Source organism: Bacillus sp. RC242 (genome assembly GCF_044908245.1).
Classification (GTDB): domain Bacteria; phylum Bacillota; class Bacilli; order Bacillales; family Bacillaceae_G; genus Bacillus_A; species Bacillus_A mycoides.
In genome coordinates, this window is record NZ_JBIYCZ010000010.1 from 135,643 (window position 1) to 152,056 (window position 16,414).

Genomic DNA, 16,414 nt, shown 5'->3' on the forward strand with positions numbered 1-16,414 from the left:
ATCTTAAAAACGATACTTTTTCTCGTTATTTTGTTTAATTTGATGAAATAACATATATTATTCGAAGATGGGTTTTATCTTCTTTTTTGAGGCTTCATTCAGTGGATGAAATTATATTAACGATTTCCTGAATATCTATTGTAACTTACAATAGATCAACGATTTGATAAGATATATCGATTTACCTAAAAAAATGACAATCATCCTATCTTTTATTTCACTTATCAAATTTTAAATCTATAAAAACACCGTAATGATCACTTGGAAATACGTGTGATGAAGTTAATGCTAAATCTCCAAATACAGATACATTTTCTATATTTAGAGATTCAAACGAATCCTTCTCTTGTATCAAAATCCAATCATATCGTTCTTCTTGCTTTTCATCCCCTATTAAATTTGTATTCTTTCCATAATCTAAAGTTGGCTGAGCAAGAATGTTATCTTGATTTTCTTTAAGCTGAGCCACGTCTATCCATTGATTACTTATTAAGTATTGATGCACCCCTGAATGTGGTTCATCATTAAAATCACCACATAATAATTCGTAGCCACTACCTCTGTTTTTAATCCAATTATTCACCGTATCCAATTGCTCTTTTCTTACCTTACTAGATTTCCAATTTAAATGAACATTCGTTATCCCGAGCTTATACTCTTTATATTTTAACATAATTCGAATGGCACAATAATTCGATTCCTCTATATCTGTTTCCCAAATAGCTTCTTCAGCTAAAATAGGAACTTTACTTAAAAAAGCTAAGCCTTCATCTGGAGAATCTGGATACTCTTTAAATACACAGACCGGATATCCAGATTGATCCGCTATATACTGCGCAACATTTTTCTTCAATTCATACTTAGCACAACTTCCCACTTCCTGTATAGCAAGAATATGCTGGGAAATATTGCGAACCTCCTCACAAATGGCTTCTAATCTCTCAAACCAAAAACTCTCGTGATTCCATATATTGAAAGTAGCAATTCGAATTACATCACTACAATTTAACATTTTATTTCACCAAATGTAATTTTCATATTCGGAGCATAAACTAAAGATGCATGTATATGAAACACTTCAAAAAATCGTAGTTCTGCTTCATATTGAGCGAGCGCTTCAGCAAATGTTAATCCCCGACTCATTAAACGTTCTATAAATTGCTGTTTATCACCCGGATTGCCTGCAATCCCCTCTTCTTTTAGAGAATTATATAATCCTTGCTTATCATTTTGATTTAAATTAGAATCTAAAAAATTCACTTTATCACTTACTCTACATTCAATATTTTTAACACCCAATTCACTTAAATACATAGGTATTTTCATACCGATATTTCCATCTTTACCGTTTCTCTGTGTATCTCTTTCAAATAATCTCTGCAAAACACCTAGCTGGATAATTTCCGATTGATTCTCTCCATCTAATACGTATGAAGACATATTTGACATCCAATGTGTTTCAAAACAGATTATTTTACCACCTTGTTTAATTGAATGTATCATCTTCTCTAGCATCGTTTTTGGGGAACTCATATGTAATAAGAAAGCATGACTGACAGCTATATCATATTTATTTTTCAATTCAATTTCTGTCGCATCCCCCTCAATAAATTCTGTTTCATATGGGAGTGCACGAAACAACTCTCTCGCTTCAGCTATTAATGTTTCTCCCCTATCAATCCCTGTATACTTTGATCCAATTGGAAGTAAAGGCAACAAAATTAAACCTAAATAACCATATCCACAACCATAATCAACAATATGTATAGGATCAGTAATCTTCCAAACTGAATTGACTAAAAAACTTAAATAATCATCGTTATAATATAAATCTCTCGTATTTCTTAAATATGCTAGCTTACTATTCCAATCATACTCTTTCAGGTCCAACACCTCCTTTTATATACAAAACTAAAGTTCTCCATTTAATAGTCACATTCCTACACTTCTAATAAAAAAAGCTAGTATACCTTAAACGATACACTAACTTTCCCACTCACATAATTTAACAATTACAATCAGTATAATCAGTACAAGCTAATGTACTGCAATCACAGTTTCTATGTTCGTCATTTCTTTTTAGGTGAAAATAGAGTAACACAATAAATATTGTACAAATAACAAAAGCAATTACTGCTTCTATATTTCTTTCATGAATGAGAAAACTAATCCCGCTTCCTCCTGAAATAAGAATTAGAACTGAGTAAATCCAAAACATGTAAAGTTCTCCTTCCATTAATATATGCTTTTAGATGTTATCCATATAATGCTAGAGGCAATAAATAGCCCCATACCATTACCGCTTAATAAACCGGTCGTTACTCTTAGTAAATTTGTGCTGCTTCTCCATTTCCATTTTTGGGTGAATCCATCAATAAGTAACGGAATTTGAGCGGAAAATGATAGTATTATTGCAAGTAGAAACGAAGGTGTCATATAAAAATAAATTGGAAACATTAAAATACCGATAAGCATGCCTGTACAACGCGCACATAAAGGTATGTATTTTTGTAGTTTAAGGAAACTTCTTTCCGATCTTCTATGACAAGGAATTTGTAAAATAAAAGTTCGAATCAATATGAATCACCCTCTCTAAATAGATTTTAATTGATTTTGCAAAAAAATTATATATCCAATAAAAAAACAAACCAGGTTCATACTAGACCCGGTTTGTCAGTTTATTACTAAGTTCATAATAATTCTTTTCATATTTACATCTCCTCAGGTGCCCCTACCCCAAGTAAACGTAATCCCTCTTTTAATACAACCGTCACAGCGTAAGCTAATGCGAGTCTACTCTCTTTCTCTTCGTTCTCTTCTAATATACGAACATTTCCATAATATTTATTGAACGCTTGTGCTACATCTAATACGTATTTTGAAATAGTAGATGGCTCATTTTTGTTGAAGGCCGCTTCAATTACTTGCGGGAATTTATTAAGTAATTTTACGACACTCCAGCTATAATCATCTTTTAATGCAAACGTACAAGTTTCAAATTCTACACTTTCTTTTCTTAAAATTGAACAAGCACGCGCATGTGTGTACTGTATATATGGTCCTGTTTCTCCTTCAAATTTCAACATATTTTCTAATGAGAATTCGATATTATGCATACGCTCATTTTTTAAATCGTGGAAGATAACCGCTCCAACACCGACTTGTTTTGCCACGTCTTCTTTTTGTTTTAAATTCGGATTTTTCTCTTCAATATTTTGTTCCGCAAGCGCAACAGCTTCTTCTAACACTTCTTCTAATAAAATAATTCTGCCCTTACGTGTCGACATTTTCTTACCATCTTTTAATATGAACCCGAACGGTACATGTTCCATTCCATCAACCCAAGTATAGCCTAGCTTTTTTAATACAGTGAAAAATTGATTAAAATGTAAACTTTGTTCTGGTCCAACTACATAAAGTGCTTTATCAAATCCATATGTGTTTTGGCGATATAAAGCCGCCGTTAAATCACGTGTTGCGTAAATAGTTGCACCATCTGATTTTCTAATTAAGCATGGCGGCATACCTTCTTTTTCTAAATTAACGACTAATGCGCCTTCTGATTCTTCAAGTAAATCGTGCTCTTCTAAAATCCCAATAAAGTCTTCCATTTTATCGTTATAGAAAGCTTCTCCTTGAAAGTTTGTAAATTCCACACCGAGAAGTTCATAAATACGAGAAAATTCTTTTAAAGACTCATAACGGAACCAATTCCAAAGTTCGACTGCTTCTTCATTTCCTTCTTCTAGTTTTTTAAACCATGATCGTCCTTCTTCTTCTAGTTCTTTGTTCTCTTTTGCTTCTTCATGAAACTGAACATATAACTTAAATAACTCACGTATCGGATCCTCTTTAACTAACTCTTCATTTCCCCATTTTTTATATGCGGTAATTAACTTTCCAAACTGCGTGCCCCAATCGCCAATATAATTGATTCCGACAACTTCATACCCACATTTTTCGGCGATATGTTTCAGCGAATTACCAATCATTGTAGAACGTAAATGCCCCATTGAAAAAGGTTTCGCGATATTAGGAGAGGAATAATCGATAACTACCATTTTTTCACATCCAAAGTGATTTTGACCGTACTCTTCTTTCTCCGCTAAAATTATTTTTAATACTTCATCACTTACTGTTTCACGATTAAAAAATACATTTACATAAGGACCAACAGCCTCTACTTTCGTAAAGAACGGATCATTTAATTTCTCCGCCAATTCCTTCGCTATAATAGCTGGTGATTTTTTATATTGCTTCGCTAGTGAAAAGCATGGGAACGCTGCATCTCCGAATTCATCTTGTTTTGGTGTTTCGATTAAATCTAAAATTTGATTTTGTGTTAATTCATTCGTAAAAATATTCGATAAACTTTTCGCAAACTGCGTTTTATGATTCATACTATAACCTCCTTATTTTTTAAAACACAAAAAACTCGTCTCTAAAAAAGAGACGAGTTTTAACCCGTGGTACCACCCTTGTTGTTCATTTCGAACCACTTTCCCGTTTATAACGAGGACAGGGGGCCTCGGCTTACTCTACTATTCGTTCAAGAAGCATCTCCGAAGTGCGCTTCATCTTTTTCTTCTGCACTAGGCTCACACCATCCCTAGCTCGCTTTCCTTCTGAAAAAGACTACTCTCTTCATCACAGACAGTATATTTAATTAATTATTGCTTATTATACATCTTTTCAAACAATTAGCAAGGGTCAATTACACCAAAGTGAAACTTAGCACTTTTTCTTTTGTATACGTGAAAATTATGTTTTTCAAATCTAGAACTACGGAAATGATCTTTCAGAACGACACGCTTTCTCGCCACACGCTTCGCTTCCGCAATTGTTTCGTCAGTAATATCATGATACAAAGCGAAGTGTTTTAATCCTTTAATTCCATCTGATTCTATGACAGTTTCTTCGAACATTGGATCAAGGTAAACGACATCATAACTATTATCTTCACATTGTTTTAAAAATGAGTAATGCTCCGTTTGCTTCACATCGATTCGTTGCATTGCCTCATCAATTTCAGAAACAGATGAAGACCATGTTTTTAAACCATTTCCCATAATATAAGCCATATATTCATTGCCTTCAAGTCCCGTTACTTTTCCGCTTTCACCAACAATATAACTAGCTACAATACTATCTGATGCCATACCGAGCGTACAATCTAATACTGTCATTCCGCTCTCTAATTTAGCAGCTTGTACAAACGGATCGTGCTCTCCGCGCATTAACCTTTTCACACGAAACATCGCTGAGTTTGGATGAAAAAAAAACGACTCTTCCGTACCTTTTGGATAAATGGCTAATCGATTTTTCCCTACGACAAGTACATCTTGTTCATACTGCTCATGCAGTTTATGTACTGGTATGTCATTACGTTTAACGAAAGAAAGATTTAATTCTGCTGCTACCTTGTTTGCATAATCTTTCATTTCTTTATTTGTTCTTCCTGCTGTTGTTACTATCATTTTTTCACCTCTATATAAAGAAAAGAGGGAGATTCACTCTCCCCCTACTTTAGCAATTCTTTTCGAAAGCTTGTTCTAAGTTTGTAATAATTTCGTCCATTGTTGCGCCTTCAATTTCATGACGGTGAATGAAGTGAACAACTTCTTTTCCTTTTAGTAATGCCATAGATGGTGAAGATGGAGGAATTTCTCCGAAGTATTCACGCATTTTTACAGTAGCATCTTTATCTTGACCTGCAAATACAGTTACAAGATGATCAGGTTGTTTTTCAGCACGTACAACCGCTTGACCTGCTGATGGACGTGCTAAACCAGCTGCACAACCACAAACAGAGTTTACAACTACTAAAGTTGTACCTGATGCATTCTCCATAAATTCTGTTACAGCTTCTTCTGTAGTTAACTCTTCAAATCCAGAACGCACTAACTCTTGGCGCATTGGAATTACCATTTGACGCATGTATTCTTCATATGCATTTGACATCTTGTATCTCTCCTTCAACTTTCATTCCAAATTTATCATATCACGCTCTATTAATAGGTGCAAAAGAAAGATAACGATGATTTCATTTTTTTGTAGGGATTTCACAAACCCCTTCACGACAGTGTCCAACTGGGACAAGTTTTCTATTGTTGGCAATATAATCGTATACTTTACTTCCAAATCCAAGTACGATAGATAGTTTTATAAAAGGTACTGCAAACCAATAAGATGGAACGGCCTTTGCTAATACGTTAATGCTATGAATTCCGTCATACCACTTATTATTTTTTAAAATATACAATCTTTGTTCCATCTTACTTTGTAATTCTTGAGAAAGTTCATACTTCTCAACTACATCTTCATCTCGAAATGAAACAAATTTCATCTTACCCTTTTTATCTAATCTTTTCGTACGTTCTGCAACCGCCGTACACATCGGGCACCAACTATCATAGAAAACAATCATAAACTATTCCCCTTTACGAGACTCCGTCATTTGCTTCCATACTGATCCTTTTGCTTCTTCGCCGCCTTCAATACGTTCTAAAGCTAAACGTGCTTGCATCGCCACTTCAAACTCCGGATCATCTTCTGCTGCTTTTAGTGCCGGAATTGCACTTTCATCACCAAGTTCAAATAAGAACATTGCTGCACGCCAGCGTACTAATTTACTTGAATCTTTCAAAGATTTAATCATAACGAACATCGCTGCTGGATCACCTACGTCTGATAAGCAATCTCCTGCTGTACGACGAACGCTTACTGAACGATCTAATAACGCTTTATATAATAACGGCAATACTCCTTCACCTTTTGCCATACCTAAATAAGCTGTTGCTAAACGGCGGATAGATACTTTCTCATCATCTAATGCCATTTTCAATACCATCATATCTTCTTCCGTTGGATCCATTTGTTCTAAAGCTGCAAAACGGTTTTTCCAGTCAGAATCTTTCATCATCTCTTCTGTTACTTTATATGGCTCACGCTTTTGAATCGTTACTTCAACAGCACCTGCTTGATCTAATAATTCTTTAACCGTTTCATTTACACGTTCTTCTGAATAAGCAGCAATAATTTCTTCTACTACTTCTTTCCCGATTTCTTCAAAATTACCGTAACGTGTACTTTGCTCTACCCACTTACGCTCTTTCACAACGTTAGGTGCAGACATTTGCACTTTCATAATTGATTCTTTAAAACGATCAGGTAAACCAACACGCTCTTCTGAGGTTCCATCTGTTAACTTCACTTGCATCGGAATTGTAAAGAACATTTGAACAAACACTTTCACTTCTCCAAAATGAGAAAGTTGTTGTTCTTCGCTTTCTTCCACTATTTCTTCACCGAAAACAGCACGAACTTGTTGTAATAAAACTTTCCAGTCATACTTCGCATTTCGCTCCACTGCTAAAAAGTCTGCAACATGATACACACCTTTAATGCCTTCAATCTTCAAAATTTCTTGCACTTGCACTGGTGCTTGTTCTTTATTTTCATTTGTATAATTATTACGCGCTCCTGATGGTAATACTTCATTCAAAATAACTTTCATTGTATTTGGACTTGGCGTCGGTTCAATTGCTTTAATCTTCACGTAAAAAACTCTCCTTTATTGCGTGTTCTTAGCTGTATTGTAACATGTTACCCCTTTATACTCCTACTCGGATGCTTAATTTTATTGATTTCTTCCCATCATCATACTTTCTCTTTCCACCTAATTAATCCGAAACTATCATTAAAATTCTAATATTATTGCGATGCACTCTCCCGCCTTCTCTCTAAAAATGTAATATTCTCAATCAGAACTTCAGTTCTATATACTCTCTTTCCTTGTTCATCATCGTAATTACTCGTATGAATACGCCCTGTAATCCCAACAAGTGAGCCTTTCGTACAATATTCTGTTACATTTTCAGCCGACCTTCTCCATACAACACAATTAATAAAATCTACTTGTTGCTCACCTAAACTATTTCGAAAACCTCTATTCACCGCAACACATATTCGTGCATAAGCGACACCTTGTTTTGTGTAGTATAATTCTGGCTCCTTTGTCAATCTACCGATTAATACAACTCGATTCATCATAAGTTATACCACCTCACATATTTTTCTTCATTGTAAAGAAAAATGTTGGAAGGGTAAAAAGCGCAAAATGATATGTTTGTAAGCAAAAATTATTACTTTATATCTTACAAATCAAAAAAAGAAACCCTACATAGTATAAACATGTAAGGTTTCCAAAAATATTATACTTCACTGCAAGATATGTAATATCCTCCCCGGGCCATCTTTATTTCAGCGCGGTACATTACATTTTCTAAGTAAAAAGTAATCGGTTTAACTTTACTCTCAATTTTTAATTGTTCATTACATTTAGCCGCATAGCTTTCAATAGCTGAACGAATAACTTCTGCTGATGGATATGTTAAAGCGTCATCTAGTTCTATGAAAAAACTTTTAGAAAATAGTTTTTTCATAATCCCTTTTTTCTCTTTCATCATATTCTATCCCCCTTCAATTTAAGTCGCCAACATCCATATTTTCAATTTATCTTTAAAAATAAAAAAACCTGCACATTTCATGCAGGATTTTTTATTAGTCATTTTTCGTAAAGTAAGAAACGAAACGAAGAATTTCTAAGTATAACCATACTAGCGTCATCATTAGACCCATTGCACTGTACCACTCCATATATTTTGGAGCTTGGCTACGTGCACCATTTTCGATTAAATCGAAATCTAGTAATAAATTTAATGCAGCAACTACAATAATAACTGCACTAATGATCATACCAATTGTTCCACCTTGGTGAATATATGGAACAGAAACACCGAACATGTTTAATAAGAATACGATTAAATACATAACCATAATTCCCATTGTTGCTGCCATAACACCTGTGCGGAATTTATCAGTTACCTTCACTACGCGTGTTGCATATAAAACTAACATCGCAAATAGAATTGAGATTGTTAGTAATACAGCGTTTAAAACGATAGAATCCTGAAATTTCATTGCATAAACTGCTGAAATACTTCCTAACACTACCCCTTCTACTGCCGCATAAATCGGTGCACCAATTGGTGATATGCGCGGGAAGAAGATAGATGCAAATGCAACGATTGCCGCAATAACTAAAGCACCAATTAATACTGGCATTTTCATCGTACCTTGCGTCATCTGTATGTATGAATAGACAGACGTTGCAAGCAGCAAGATAAGCATGATAAACGTTTTGCCTACTGTTCCGCCAATAGTCATCGCAGAAGTATTTGCTCCCTCTTTACGGAATGCCTCTTTTTTCAACATTGGATTAGATGTTCTCATTTTTTCCCTCCTAAAATAGGTTCTACCAATAGTGTAAAGTTTTTCTCTTTACTTTTCAATATATGCAGCTTGTTTTTATTTTAATCCTTCAACGATGTCGGATAGTTCACTCCATCGTTCCATCGTTTTTTCTAGCTCTTCTTCTATCTTCTGCCCTGCTTCAGATAATTCTTGGGCCTTTGTGAAGTCAGATCCAACATTCGTAAGTTCTTCTCCAATTGATTCAAGTTTCTCTTCTAGTTGTGCAATTGTATCTTCAATTGTTTCCCATTCACGCTGCTCATTGTAAGAAAGTTTACGTTTACGTTGTTGTTTCGGAGCCTCTTCTACTACTTTTTTCTCCTTTTGAACTTCTGCTTTCTCAATGAGTTCTCTCGTTTTTTCCATTTCTAAATACTCTGTATAACTACCTAGGAATTCACGCACTTCGCCTTCGCCAGTAAAGATGAACAATTCATCTACTACTTTATCTAAGAAGTAACGGTCATGCGATACAGTTAAAACGACACCTGGGAAATCTTCTAAATAATCTTCTAGCACTGTTAATGTTTGTGTGTCTAAATCATTCGTAGGCTCATCAAGTAATAGTACGTTTGGTTCTCCCATTAAAATACGCAATAAATATAACCGTCTTCTTTCGCCACCAGATAGTTTACCAAGCGTTGTTCCATGTGAATGCGGTAGGAATAAGAAACGTTCTAACATTTGAGATGCGCCAATTACTTTTCCATCTGTCGTATGAATAACTTCCGCAATTTCTTTAATGTATTCAATCATACGCTGGTTTAAATTCATCTCTTCATTTTCTTGCGTATAATAGGCAACTTTTACAGTTTGTCCTACTTCAATTTCACCACTATCAGGAGAGAATTTTCCTGCAAGCATATTTAATAGTGATGATTTTCCGCTTCCATTTGCTCCGATAATTCCGATACGATCACCAGGCTTCACAATATGATTAAAGTTATGTAATACTGTTTTATCACCAAATTTTTTCGTTACATCTTTTAATTCAAGTACTTTCTTTCCTAAACGACTTCCACTTAGTGCAATATCAACTGATTGCTTCGCTGCTGGTCCTTCTTGTCCCTTCAGCTCATCAAAACGCTGAATACGCGCCTTTTGTTTCGTAGAACGGGCTTTTGCACCACGGCGAATCCAAGCAAGTTCACGACGATATAAATTTTGGCGTTTTGATTCTTGTGCCGATTCTTGCTCTTCACGAAGTGCTTTCGCTTCTAAAAATGTACTGTAGTTTCCTTCGTAGCTATACAGTTTACCGTTATCTAATTCAAAAATACGGTTTGTCACACGATCTAAGAAATAACGATCATGGGTTACAAGTAATACCGCACCTGTATATCTTGCTAAATATTCTTCTAACCATTCAACTGTCTCATGGTCAAGGTGGTTCGTAGGCTCATCCAAAATTAATAAATCAGGTGTTTCAATAAAACATTGCGCCATTGCAATACGCTTTTTTTGTCCACCAGATAGGTTTCCAACAGTTGCTGTAAAATCAGTAATTCCTAATTTCGTTAATAACGATTTTGCATTCGCATTTGCTTCCCATGCACTCATCGCATCCATACGTTGCTGCACTGCAAATAATTGTTCCTGTACTTTTTCATTACTTGGATCTTTTTCGATATTTAATAACGATTGTTCATAATCACGAAGAAGACGAATTAAAGGTGTATCACCATGGAACACTTGCTCTAATACTGTTAGTTTTTCATCAAACTCTGGTTGCTGTGATAAATAACTAATTGTATATCCGCGTGAATGCGTCATATCACCTGTATCAGGAGTTTCTAATCCTGCAATAATTTTTAATAACGTTGATTTACCAGTACCGTTTACACCGATAATTCCGACACGTTGTCCTTCTGTAATACTACATGATAATCCATCAAATAACGGTTTTTCTCCGTATGATTTCGATAAGTTCTCCACAGTTAACATTTTCATATTTGTGCATTCCACTCTTTCATAAATTGTTCAATAAACTGTTCCATATAACGATGACGAACTTCAGCCTCTTGTTTTGCTGCGTTCGTGTTCATTAAATCTTTTAGTTTTAAAAGCTTTTCATAAAAATGATTTAAAGATGGATCATTATTTTTTCTATATTCATCTTTCGTCATCACTTCTCGAGGAGGGATAGTTGGATCATACATTAATCTCCCTTTCGCTCCTCCGTATGCAAACGTTCGAGCTATTCCAATTGCACCAAGAGCATCTAAACGATCCGCATCTTGAACAATTCTACCTTCAAGTGACTCAACTGTGCCACCATGACCGCCCTTATAAGACATATTGGCGATGATATGAAGAACATGCTTACTTTCATCTTCTTCAACACGTAACTCTTCTAACCAATCAGAAACTTTTTTCATTCCTGCTTCTTCACTCTCATTTAACTTCTCATCTGCTACATCGTGAAGTAATGCTGCCATTTCAATTATAAAACGATTTCCCCCTTCTTGCTCGGATAAAGAAATCGCCAATTTATGTACGCGTTCAATATGATACCAATCATGCCCACTCGCATCTTTTTCTAAAATATGCTTTACGAAAGTTATTGTTTTTTGTATTTTTTCTTGTTTTATCATTTTATCTTCACCCAGTTACTTATTGTAACACGCCCGCATTTTTTCATCACATATTTTCTTGTCCGCCCATACACTAGGTGGTAGGCATCATTATGAAGGAGGAATAAAAATGTTCTATAATAACCAACCGCCTTACCCACAACAACCATTTTCCCCGCAACATCAGGAACAAAGATATGCCGAACAATATGAGGAGCAAGAGACACAACATCAAGAGCCACAATACGAACAAAATCCATACGCAACACCGCAAACTCAAGGAGCTGAATATCAACAAAATCCATATGACACACGTCCAAATTATGAATATCCTCAAAACCCATATGCAGCATCACCAACTCAAGAACAACAATATCAGCAAAATCCATACACAACTCAGTACACTCAAGAACAACAAAATCCATATGTACCGCAGCGCACCCAAGAACAACAATATCAGCAAAATCCATATGCAAATCAGCCACAACAGCCAATGTATCAACCAAACTCCGAACAACGTGTCTCCCCACCTGCACCACCAACTATCGATCCGACGCAACCACAAATTTTACCGCCTGGTCCAACATTCGATATTACACAGCCACAAATTTTACCACCAGGACCTATTACAGAACCAACACAACAACAAATTCAACAAGTTGTCGGTACACAGTTTTTACCTTTAAAGAAACCTGTACTAGATTTCGTAAAACCTTGGGTAGATTACGGTTTAAATGAAGCAAAACATACATCACATCAACACGCTTTAACTGAGGTTGCTGCAATTATGTTCTTAGTTGGTAAAGGATTCAACCCAACGATTGCTCATTATATTGTTGAATCTTGGGAGAAGAATGAGCAGTTTTAGAATTGTTGATTTTAAAAAACATAAAACCTCAAAAATGCCAAATCCCTTATGTCACAAAGGATTTGGCATTTTTAAGTTTCTAGAAAAACCCGCTAAATATAAAGAGGAATTAAAAGTCATAAATCCGGTACAATACTGTATCCACGCCCAAGGAACTGTCAAATGAAATAACGTGTCTAACTTTTTGGAGTCTATTGACCTTTTCAAATCCCCTTATATTAATGCTCGCTATTAAGACCTTCTCCTTCTAGGACCTACAATTAATTTGATTGCTGTTCTTTCTTGATTATCGATAGTAACCTCTTGAAACGCTGGAACAAGAACCAAGTCAATGCCACTTGGAGCTACAAAACCTCTTGCAATCGCAATTGCTTTAATCGCTTGATTTAAAGAACCAGCTCCAATCACTTGGATTTCTACTTTGCCACTTGCTCTTAGTACGCCCGCTATTGCACCTGCCACTGAATTCGGACTTGATTTTGAGGATACCTTTAATATATTTTCCATGTAAGTTGCTCCCTCTATTATTTAATCTCTCTTTTCTTACTGTTTGAAATATAACTAACGTATCTTTAACTACTATTCGAAATAAATACAAACAATTCTGTATAATTACATTCATTCGATATTTTTTGCCTTCTTCCTGCACAACTACATAAATAAAAAGCGACGACTAAGTTAAAAACTTAATCATCGCTTTATCCATTTCTCTGTTTCACTAAAATGCTGTCCTTTAAATACTTCTCTTCTTTACTTTGGCGATATACTATCTTAAAGTTTAAATACTTCAACATTTTAAAACCTTGGATAGAGTTATCTGCTAAATATTCATCCTTTTTCTTCTCCAAAATTCATTACATAGAATATTCTAACTCCATTTTTTTGAAAACTATATTTCCTCATTAGAGCACTTTATATTATGCCAGCTTTTTATCCCAAATCTATTACCTTATATATGGACAAGTATACACGCCAATTGCTTTTCGATTGCATAAACTACTATGTGTTATACATTTATTAATAATAGGAGGTAATATATTGGGTTCATACTATCATTCTTCAAGTTCATATAAAAGATCTTCATGCCACTCTTCTTCTAGTTCATATAAAAAATGTTCGTGTCATCAATCTTCCAGTTCGTATAAAAAATGTTCATGCGACCATTCACATAAATCATCTAAGCCTGCTTACGGCACTTTTTGGCAAACTGAGTTTATAACTGTTCCTTTTGGCGGTTCTTTTCCGTTTAATCACGTTGGCCCTTTGGCAGGAGGAGTTTCCTTATTAAATCCGACTACTATACAATTTAGTAAAGCTGGTGATTATAGAATTTCTTTCATTTCAAGTATTAACACTACGTTAAATCCTGTATTTCCCCATATTCCAGTCATCACTATATTTTTAAATAATAATCCACTTGCTAATAGTCAAGGTGATTTCGCTTTTCAAATGAATACTTCATCAAATAACGAATGCCTTCAACTAGTTGGCGAAACTATTGTTACGGTGCCTGCTAATTCAACTCTTCAACTTAGAAATAATAGTGGTTTCAATCATCAAAGTATTGTAACTTGTGATAATGGTATAAATTCAGTTGAATTAACAGTTACAAAACTAAGTTAATACTATTCCCTCACATTCAGATGCTAATTCAGCATCTTTTTTATTGCATAACGTTTTTTTGATTCCTATCGTCCTCTTATAGAACATAAACTCCTATTTCACTTTTCTATTCATCTAATAAACATGAAAAAGTGCCGAAATCCTTCTTCCACAAGAATTCGGCACTTTTTTTATTAAAACCGATTCATTCTTTCCTACTTCTCCACATAAACCGATTTAACTATCGTACGATTATAAGGTTGTCCTTCCTTATTCATTCCTTTCATATCAATTGTAACGTTATATACACCTGGCTGTTCTATATTTTTCAAAGCACCTGTAAATGTAGTTGTATTAATGTTTTTCGATTCATTTGATTCAGAAACTAATTTTCCATCTTTATTAATTACTCGTACTGTTACTGAAAGATCGCCTTTCATTTCTGGAGCTACAGGTGATTTTTTGAGTTTATACTCTGCTTTATTTACTTTAACCTTTGCCGGCATTTGAAGGACGAACGGAGCATCTTTTTTGTAATTGGTCACGATTAAATATGCATCTTTCGGCTGCTTCGCCATCATTTTAACTTGCCATTCTCCTGCTTCCATTTTATCAAATTTAAATGTTCTTATAGTGGCTCCTTTAAAGAGAGATTCACCTTCACCAGTAGATACAGCACTATCTTTATTTGTATAAACTTTTCCTTTTGGAGATATTAGTTGTATTTCTACATCTGAAGAAGCTGTTAAAATAGAAACTACCCCTTCTGCTTTTTTATCAACTGCGACAGTTTGTCCTACCCACTCATTTTGTGACAACTCTCCTCCTAAAATAGCTTGATTAGAAGTTGTGTTTAATTGTTCTACCTTTTCCTCTGAACTATTACTCGGGGCTAATAAAACCGGTACTGGTACATTCGCTGTCCGTAAATATGGTTCAATTCGTGCGAAAACGGCTGAACCTTTTCGGATATTATCATGATCAAATCGTGAATCTGTAAATAAATGTGTTCCATATGGTAACTTAGCACTCCATTCGTTCACTAACCCATCATTAGAACCGTATGATGACAAATACAACCCGCCCATAGATAATGCTGAAAAAACAGGTCCCCAGCTTGTCCCAGTAGCCGTATAGTAACGGTTTAATTTAGCTGCAGGATTATTATCTATTGTAGAACGAAACTTTGCCATTTCACCTATTTGCAATGAATATGTCCCATCATCTTTTTGACCTAATATAGAGGCAAGCCATCCTGCCCACCAACTATATGATACATCCGCTAAATTGGATCCGTAATGCGGAGTGGCAAGCGTAATAACATTTCCAACAAATCGATTCGCTCCATATCCAACTAACGCAGCTTGTGTATCAATACCACCTTTACTGTGAGCTACAATATTTACTTTTTTGCCAAAATGATTATAAATCTCTTCAAGCTTTTGTGCTAACAATTTTCCATTGTCCCATTGGCTAGCTGATCCTTTCCCCGCGGCATCATATAATTGAATAAATACAGTTTGATAGCCTGCTTTCAAAGCATAATCGTACATATCATTCATCTCATGATATACTGTCTTTCCATACCAACTATCCGCATTACCATTTCTTCCTTGTACAAAGAGAATTGGTGGTTTATTCTCATCATAATTAGCAGCTTTCTGACCTAAAAACCATTCTCCAGGAGTAAATACTTCTTGATCTGGAAAGCCAGTCTTAAGCTCTGTTACAACCTCCGCGTGTACATTTGCACTAAAAACCAGCGGACTCATAAAACAAAGTACAATAAATAATGCGATACTCCTTTTCATAATTCCCATTAACATCCCCCTTTTTCTCCCAAAAGAAAACGCCACCATTCTGTTGAACACCAATTGTTTTAAATTCCATTTAATCAATTAGTTTTACGATACAATCTAATAAGAAATTAATAGCCGCATTCCTTTCTTATCAAACGTTATTCTCTCAACATTCCTTCATTCCTTTTTATAATAAGCGTTTTGAATATTTCTCAATAAAGCATTCTCTTTACAAAAAAGCTGCGTATAAAAGGTCT

19 protein-coding genes and 1 other annotated feature are annotated in these 16,414 nt (G+C 35.0%); of the genes, 2 read left to right on the forward strand and 17 right to left on the reverse strand.

Features of this window, described 5'->3' with window-relative positions; all coding sequences use genetic code 11:
• Nucleotides 1–217: 217 nt before the first annotated feature.
• The 14 genes from ABH957_RS19065 to ABH957_RS19130 form a co-directional block, all read right to left on the reverse strand.
• Nucleotides 218–1,012: an endonuclease/exonuclease/phosphatase family protein gene (locus ABH957_RS19065; RefSeq protein WP_404512021.1), complete on the reverse strand. Its 795-nt coding sequence runs from the start codon at nucleotides 1,010–1,012 to the stop codon at nucleotides 218–220.
• Nucleotides 1,006–1,890 carry a class I SAM-dependent methyltransferase gene (locus ABH957_RS19070; protein ID WP_404512023.1) on the reverse strand — a complete coding sequence of 295 codons (885 nt, stop codon included), beginning with the start codon at nucleotides 1,888–1,890 and terminating at the stop codon, nucleotides 1,006–1,008. Before ABH957_RS19070 ends, ABH957_RS19065 begins: the two co-directional genes overlap by 7 nt.
• 115 nt (nucleotides 1,891–2,005) lie before the next feature.
• Nucleotides 2,006–2,218, reverse strand: coding sequence for a hypothetical protein (locus ABH957_RS19075; protein ID WP_286126664.1), 213 nt, complete (start codon nucleotides 2,216–2,218; stop codon nucleotides 2,006–2,008).
• Between the two features lie 17 nt (nucleotides 2,219–2,235).
• On the reverse strand, nucleotides 2,236–2,577 hold the full coding sequence (locus ABH957_RS19080; RefSeq protein ID WP_002127167.1) for a DUF2085 domain-containing protein: 342 nt from the start codon (nucleotides 2,575–2,577) through the stop codon (nucleotides 2,236–2,238).
• A 134-nt stretch (nucleotides 2,578–2,711) separates the two neighbouring features.
• Nucleotides 2,712–4,400: an arginine--tRNA ligase gene (argS, locus tag ABH957_RS19085; protein WP_404512025.1), complete on the reverse strand. Its 1,689-nt coding sequence runs from the start codon at nucleotides 4,398–4,400 to the stop codon at nucleotides 2,712–2,714.
• Between the two features lie 45 nt (nucleotides 4,401–4,445).
• Nucleotides 4,446–4,660: a binding site (T-box leader), on the reverse strand.
• A gap of 40 nt (nucleotides 4,661–4,700) precedes the next feature.
• Nucleotides 4,701–5,477 carry a class I SAM-dependent methyltransferase gene (locus tag ABH957_RS19090; protein WP_002127165.1) on the reverse strand — a complete coding sequence of 259 codons (777 nt, stop codon included), beginning with the start codon at nucleotides 5,475–5,477 and terminating at the stop codon, nucleotides 4,701–4,703.
• Nucleotides 5,478–5,526: 49 nt separating this feature from the next.
• Entirely contained in the window at nucleotides 5,527–5,961 is a 435-nt protein-coding gene (locus ABH957_RS19095; RefSeq protein WP_002012568.1) for a BrxA/BrxB family bacilliredoxin, read from the reverse strand.
• 82 nt (nucleotides 5,962–6,043) lie between these two features.
• Complete coding sequence (locus ABH957_RS19100; RefSeq protein WP_002085930.1) at nucleotides 6,044–6,427, reverse strand: thiol-disulfide oxidoreductase DCC family protein; 384 nt, start codon at nucleotides 6,425–6,427, stop codon at nucleotides 6,044–6,046.
• A gap of 3 nt (nucleotides 6,428–6,430) precedes the next feature.
• On the reverse strand, nucleotides 6,431–7,558 hold the full coding sequence (locus ABH957_RS19105; protein WP_404512027.1) for a conserved virulence factor C family protein: 1,128 nt from the start codon (nucleotides 7,556–7,558) through the stop codon (nucleotides 6,431–6,433).
• 155 nt (nucleotides 7,559–7,713) lie between these two features.
• On the reverse strand, nucleotides 7,714–8,052 hold the full coding sequence (locus ABH957_RS19110; RefSeq protein ID WP_002012564.1) for a single-stranded DNA-binding protein: 339 nt from the start codon (nucleotides 8,050–8,052) through the stop codon (nucleotides 7,714–7,716).
• A 161-nt stretch (nucleotides 8,053–8,213) separates the two neighbouring features.
• Entirely contained in the window at nucleotides 8,214–8,468 is a 255-nt protein-coding gene (locus tag ABH957_RS19115) for a DUF4318 domain-containing protein (protein WP_002012563.1), read from the reverse strand.
• Nucleotides 8,469–8,562: 94 nt separating this feature from the next.
• Complete coding sequence (locus ABH957_RS19120; protein ID WP_002127140.1) at nucleotides 8,563–9,294, reverse strand: Bax inhibitor-1/YccA family protein; 732 nt, start codon at nucleotides 9,292–9,294, stop codon at nucleotides 8,563–8,565.
• A gap of 75 nt (nucleotides 9,295–9,369) precedes the next feature.
• Entirely contained in the window at nucleotides 9,370–11,265 is a 1,896-nt protein-coding gene (locus tag ABH957_RS19125) for an ABC-F family ATP-binding cassette domain-containing protein (RefSeq protein ID WP_002127139.1), read from the reverse strand.
• Nucleotides 11,262–11,909 (reverse strand): HD domain-containing protein, encoded by a 648-nt coding sequence (locus ABH957_RS19130; protein ID WP_002012557.1) that lies wholly within the window; start codon nucleotides 11,907–11,909, stop codon nucleotides 11,262–11,264. The genes ABH957_RS19125 and ABH957_RS19130 overlap by 4 nt, the downstream gene beginning before the upstream one ends.
• A gap of 109 nt (nucleotides 11,910–12,018) precedes the next feature.
• Between ABH957_RS19130 and ABH957_RS19135 the strand changes: the two genes are divergently transcribed.
• Nucleotides 12,019–12,756, forward strand: coding sequence for a hypothetical protein (locus ABH957_RS19135; RefSeq protein ID WP_059038030.1), 738 nt, complete (start codon nucleotides 12,019–12,021; stop codon nucleotides 12,754–12,756).
• A gap of 231 nt (nucleotides 12,757–12,987) precedes the next feature.
• On the opposite strand, the gene ABH957_RS19140 is transcribed toward ABH957_RS19135, so the two are convergent.
• Entirely contained in the window at nucleotides 12,988–13,263 is a 276-nt protein-coding gene (locus tag ABH957_RS19140) for a stage V sporulation protein S (protein ID WP_002035358.1), read from the reverse strand.
• A 191-nt stretch (nucleotides 13,264–13,454) separates the two neighbouring features.
• Nucleotides 13,455–13,604 carry a hypothetical protein gene (locus tag ABH957_RS19145; RefSeq protein ID WP_002012544.1) on the reverse strand — a complete coding sequence of 50 codons (150 nt, stop codon included), beginning with the start codon at nucleotides 13,602–13,604 and terminating at the stop codon, nucleotides 13,455–13,457.
• 190 nt (nucleotides 13,605–13,794) lie between these two features.
• On the opposite strand from ABH957_RS19145, the gene ABH957_RS19150 reads away from it, so the two are divergent.
• Nucleotides 13,795–14,379 (forward strand): hypothetical protein, encoded by a 585-nt coding sequence (locus ABH957_RS19150; protein WP_002127124.1) that lies wholly within the window; start codon nucleotides 13,795–13,797, stop codon nucleotides 14,377–14,379.
• Between the two features lie 194 nt (nucleotides 14,380–14,573).
• On the opposite strand, the gene ABH957_RS19155 is transcribed toward ABH957_RS19150, so the two are convergent.
• Nucleotides 14,574–16,184: a lipase family alpha/beta hydrolase gene (locus ABH957_RS19155; RefSeq protein WP_404455029.1), complete on the reverse strand. Its 1,611-nt coding sequence runs from the start codon at nucleotides 16,182–16,184 to the stop codon at nucleotides 14,574–14,576.
• Nucleotides 16,185–16,414: the final 230 nt, after the last annotated feature.

Coding starts and splice junctions, on each gene's coding strand:
- ABH957_RS19130 (WP_002012557.1), bottom strand. CDS start 11,909: ATGATAAAACAAGAAAAAATACAAAAAACAATAACTTTCGTAAAGCAT.
- ABH957_RS19065 (WP_404512021.1), bottom strand. CDS start 1,012: ATGTTAAATTGTAGTGATGTAATTCGAATTGCTACTTTCAATATATGG.
- ABH957_RS19155 (WP_404455029.1), bottom strand. CDS start 16,184: ATGTTAATGGGAATTATGAAAAGGAGTATCGCATTATTTATTGTACTT.
- ABH957_RS19125 (WP_002127139.1), bottom strand. CDS start 11,265: ATGAAAATGTTAACTGTGGAGAACTTATCGAAATCATACGGAGAAAAA.
- ABH957_RS19075 (WP_286126664.1), bottom strand. CDS start 2,218: ATGTTTTGGATTTACTCAGTTCTAATTCTTATTTCAGGAGGAAGCGGG.
- ABH957_RS19140 (WP_002035358.1), bottom strand. CDS start 13,263: ATGGAAAATATATTAAAGGTATCCTCAAAATCAAGTCCGAATTCAGTG.
- ABH957_RS19100 (WP_002085930.1), bottom strand. CDS start 6,427: ATGATTGTTTTCTATGATAGTTGGTGCCCGATGTGTACGGCGGTTGCA.
- ABH957_RS19120 (WP_002127140.1), bottom strand. CDS start 9,294: ATGAGAACATCTAATCCAATGTTGAAAAAAGAGGCATTCCGTAAAGAG.
- ABH957_RS19115 (WP_002012563.1), bottom strand. CDS start 8,468: ATGATGAAAGAGAAAAAAGGGATTATGAAAAAACTATTTTCTAAAAGT.
- ABH957_RS19095 (WP_002012568.1), bottom strand. CDS start 5,961: ATGTCAAATGCATATGAAGAATACATGCGTCAAATGGTAATTCCAATG.
- ABH957_RS19110 (WP_002012564.1), bottom strand. CDS start 8,052: ATGATGAATCGAGTTGTATTAATCGGTAGATTGACAAAGGAGCCAGAA.
- argS (WP_404512025.1), bottom strand. CDS start 4,400: ATGAATCATAAAACGCAGTTTGCGAAAAGTTTATCGAATATTTTTACG.
- ABH957_RS19090 (WP_002127165.1), bottom strand. CDS start 5,477: ATGATAGTAACAACAGCAGGAAGAACAAATAAAGAAATGAAAGATTAT.
- ABH957_RS19135 (WP_059038030.1), top strand. CDS start 12,019: ATGTTCTATAATAACCAACCGCCTTACCCACAACAACCATTTTCCCCG.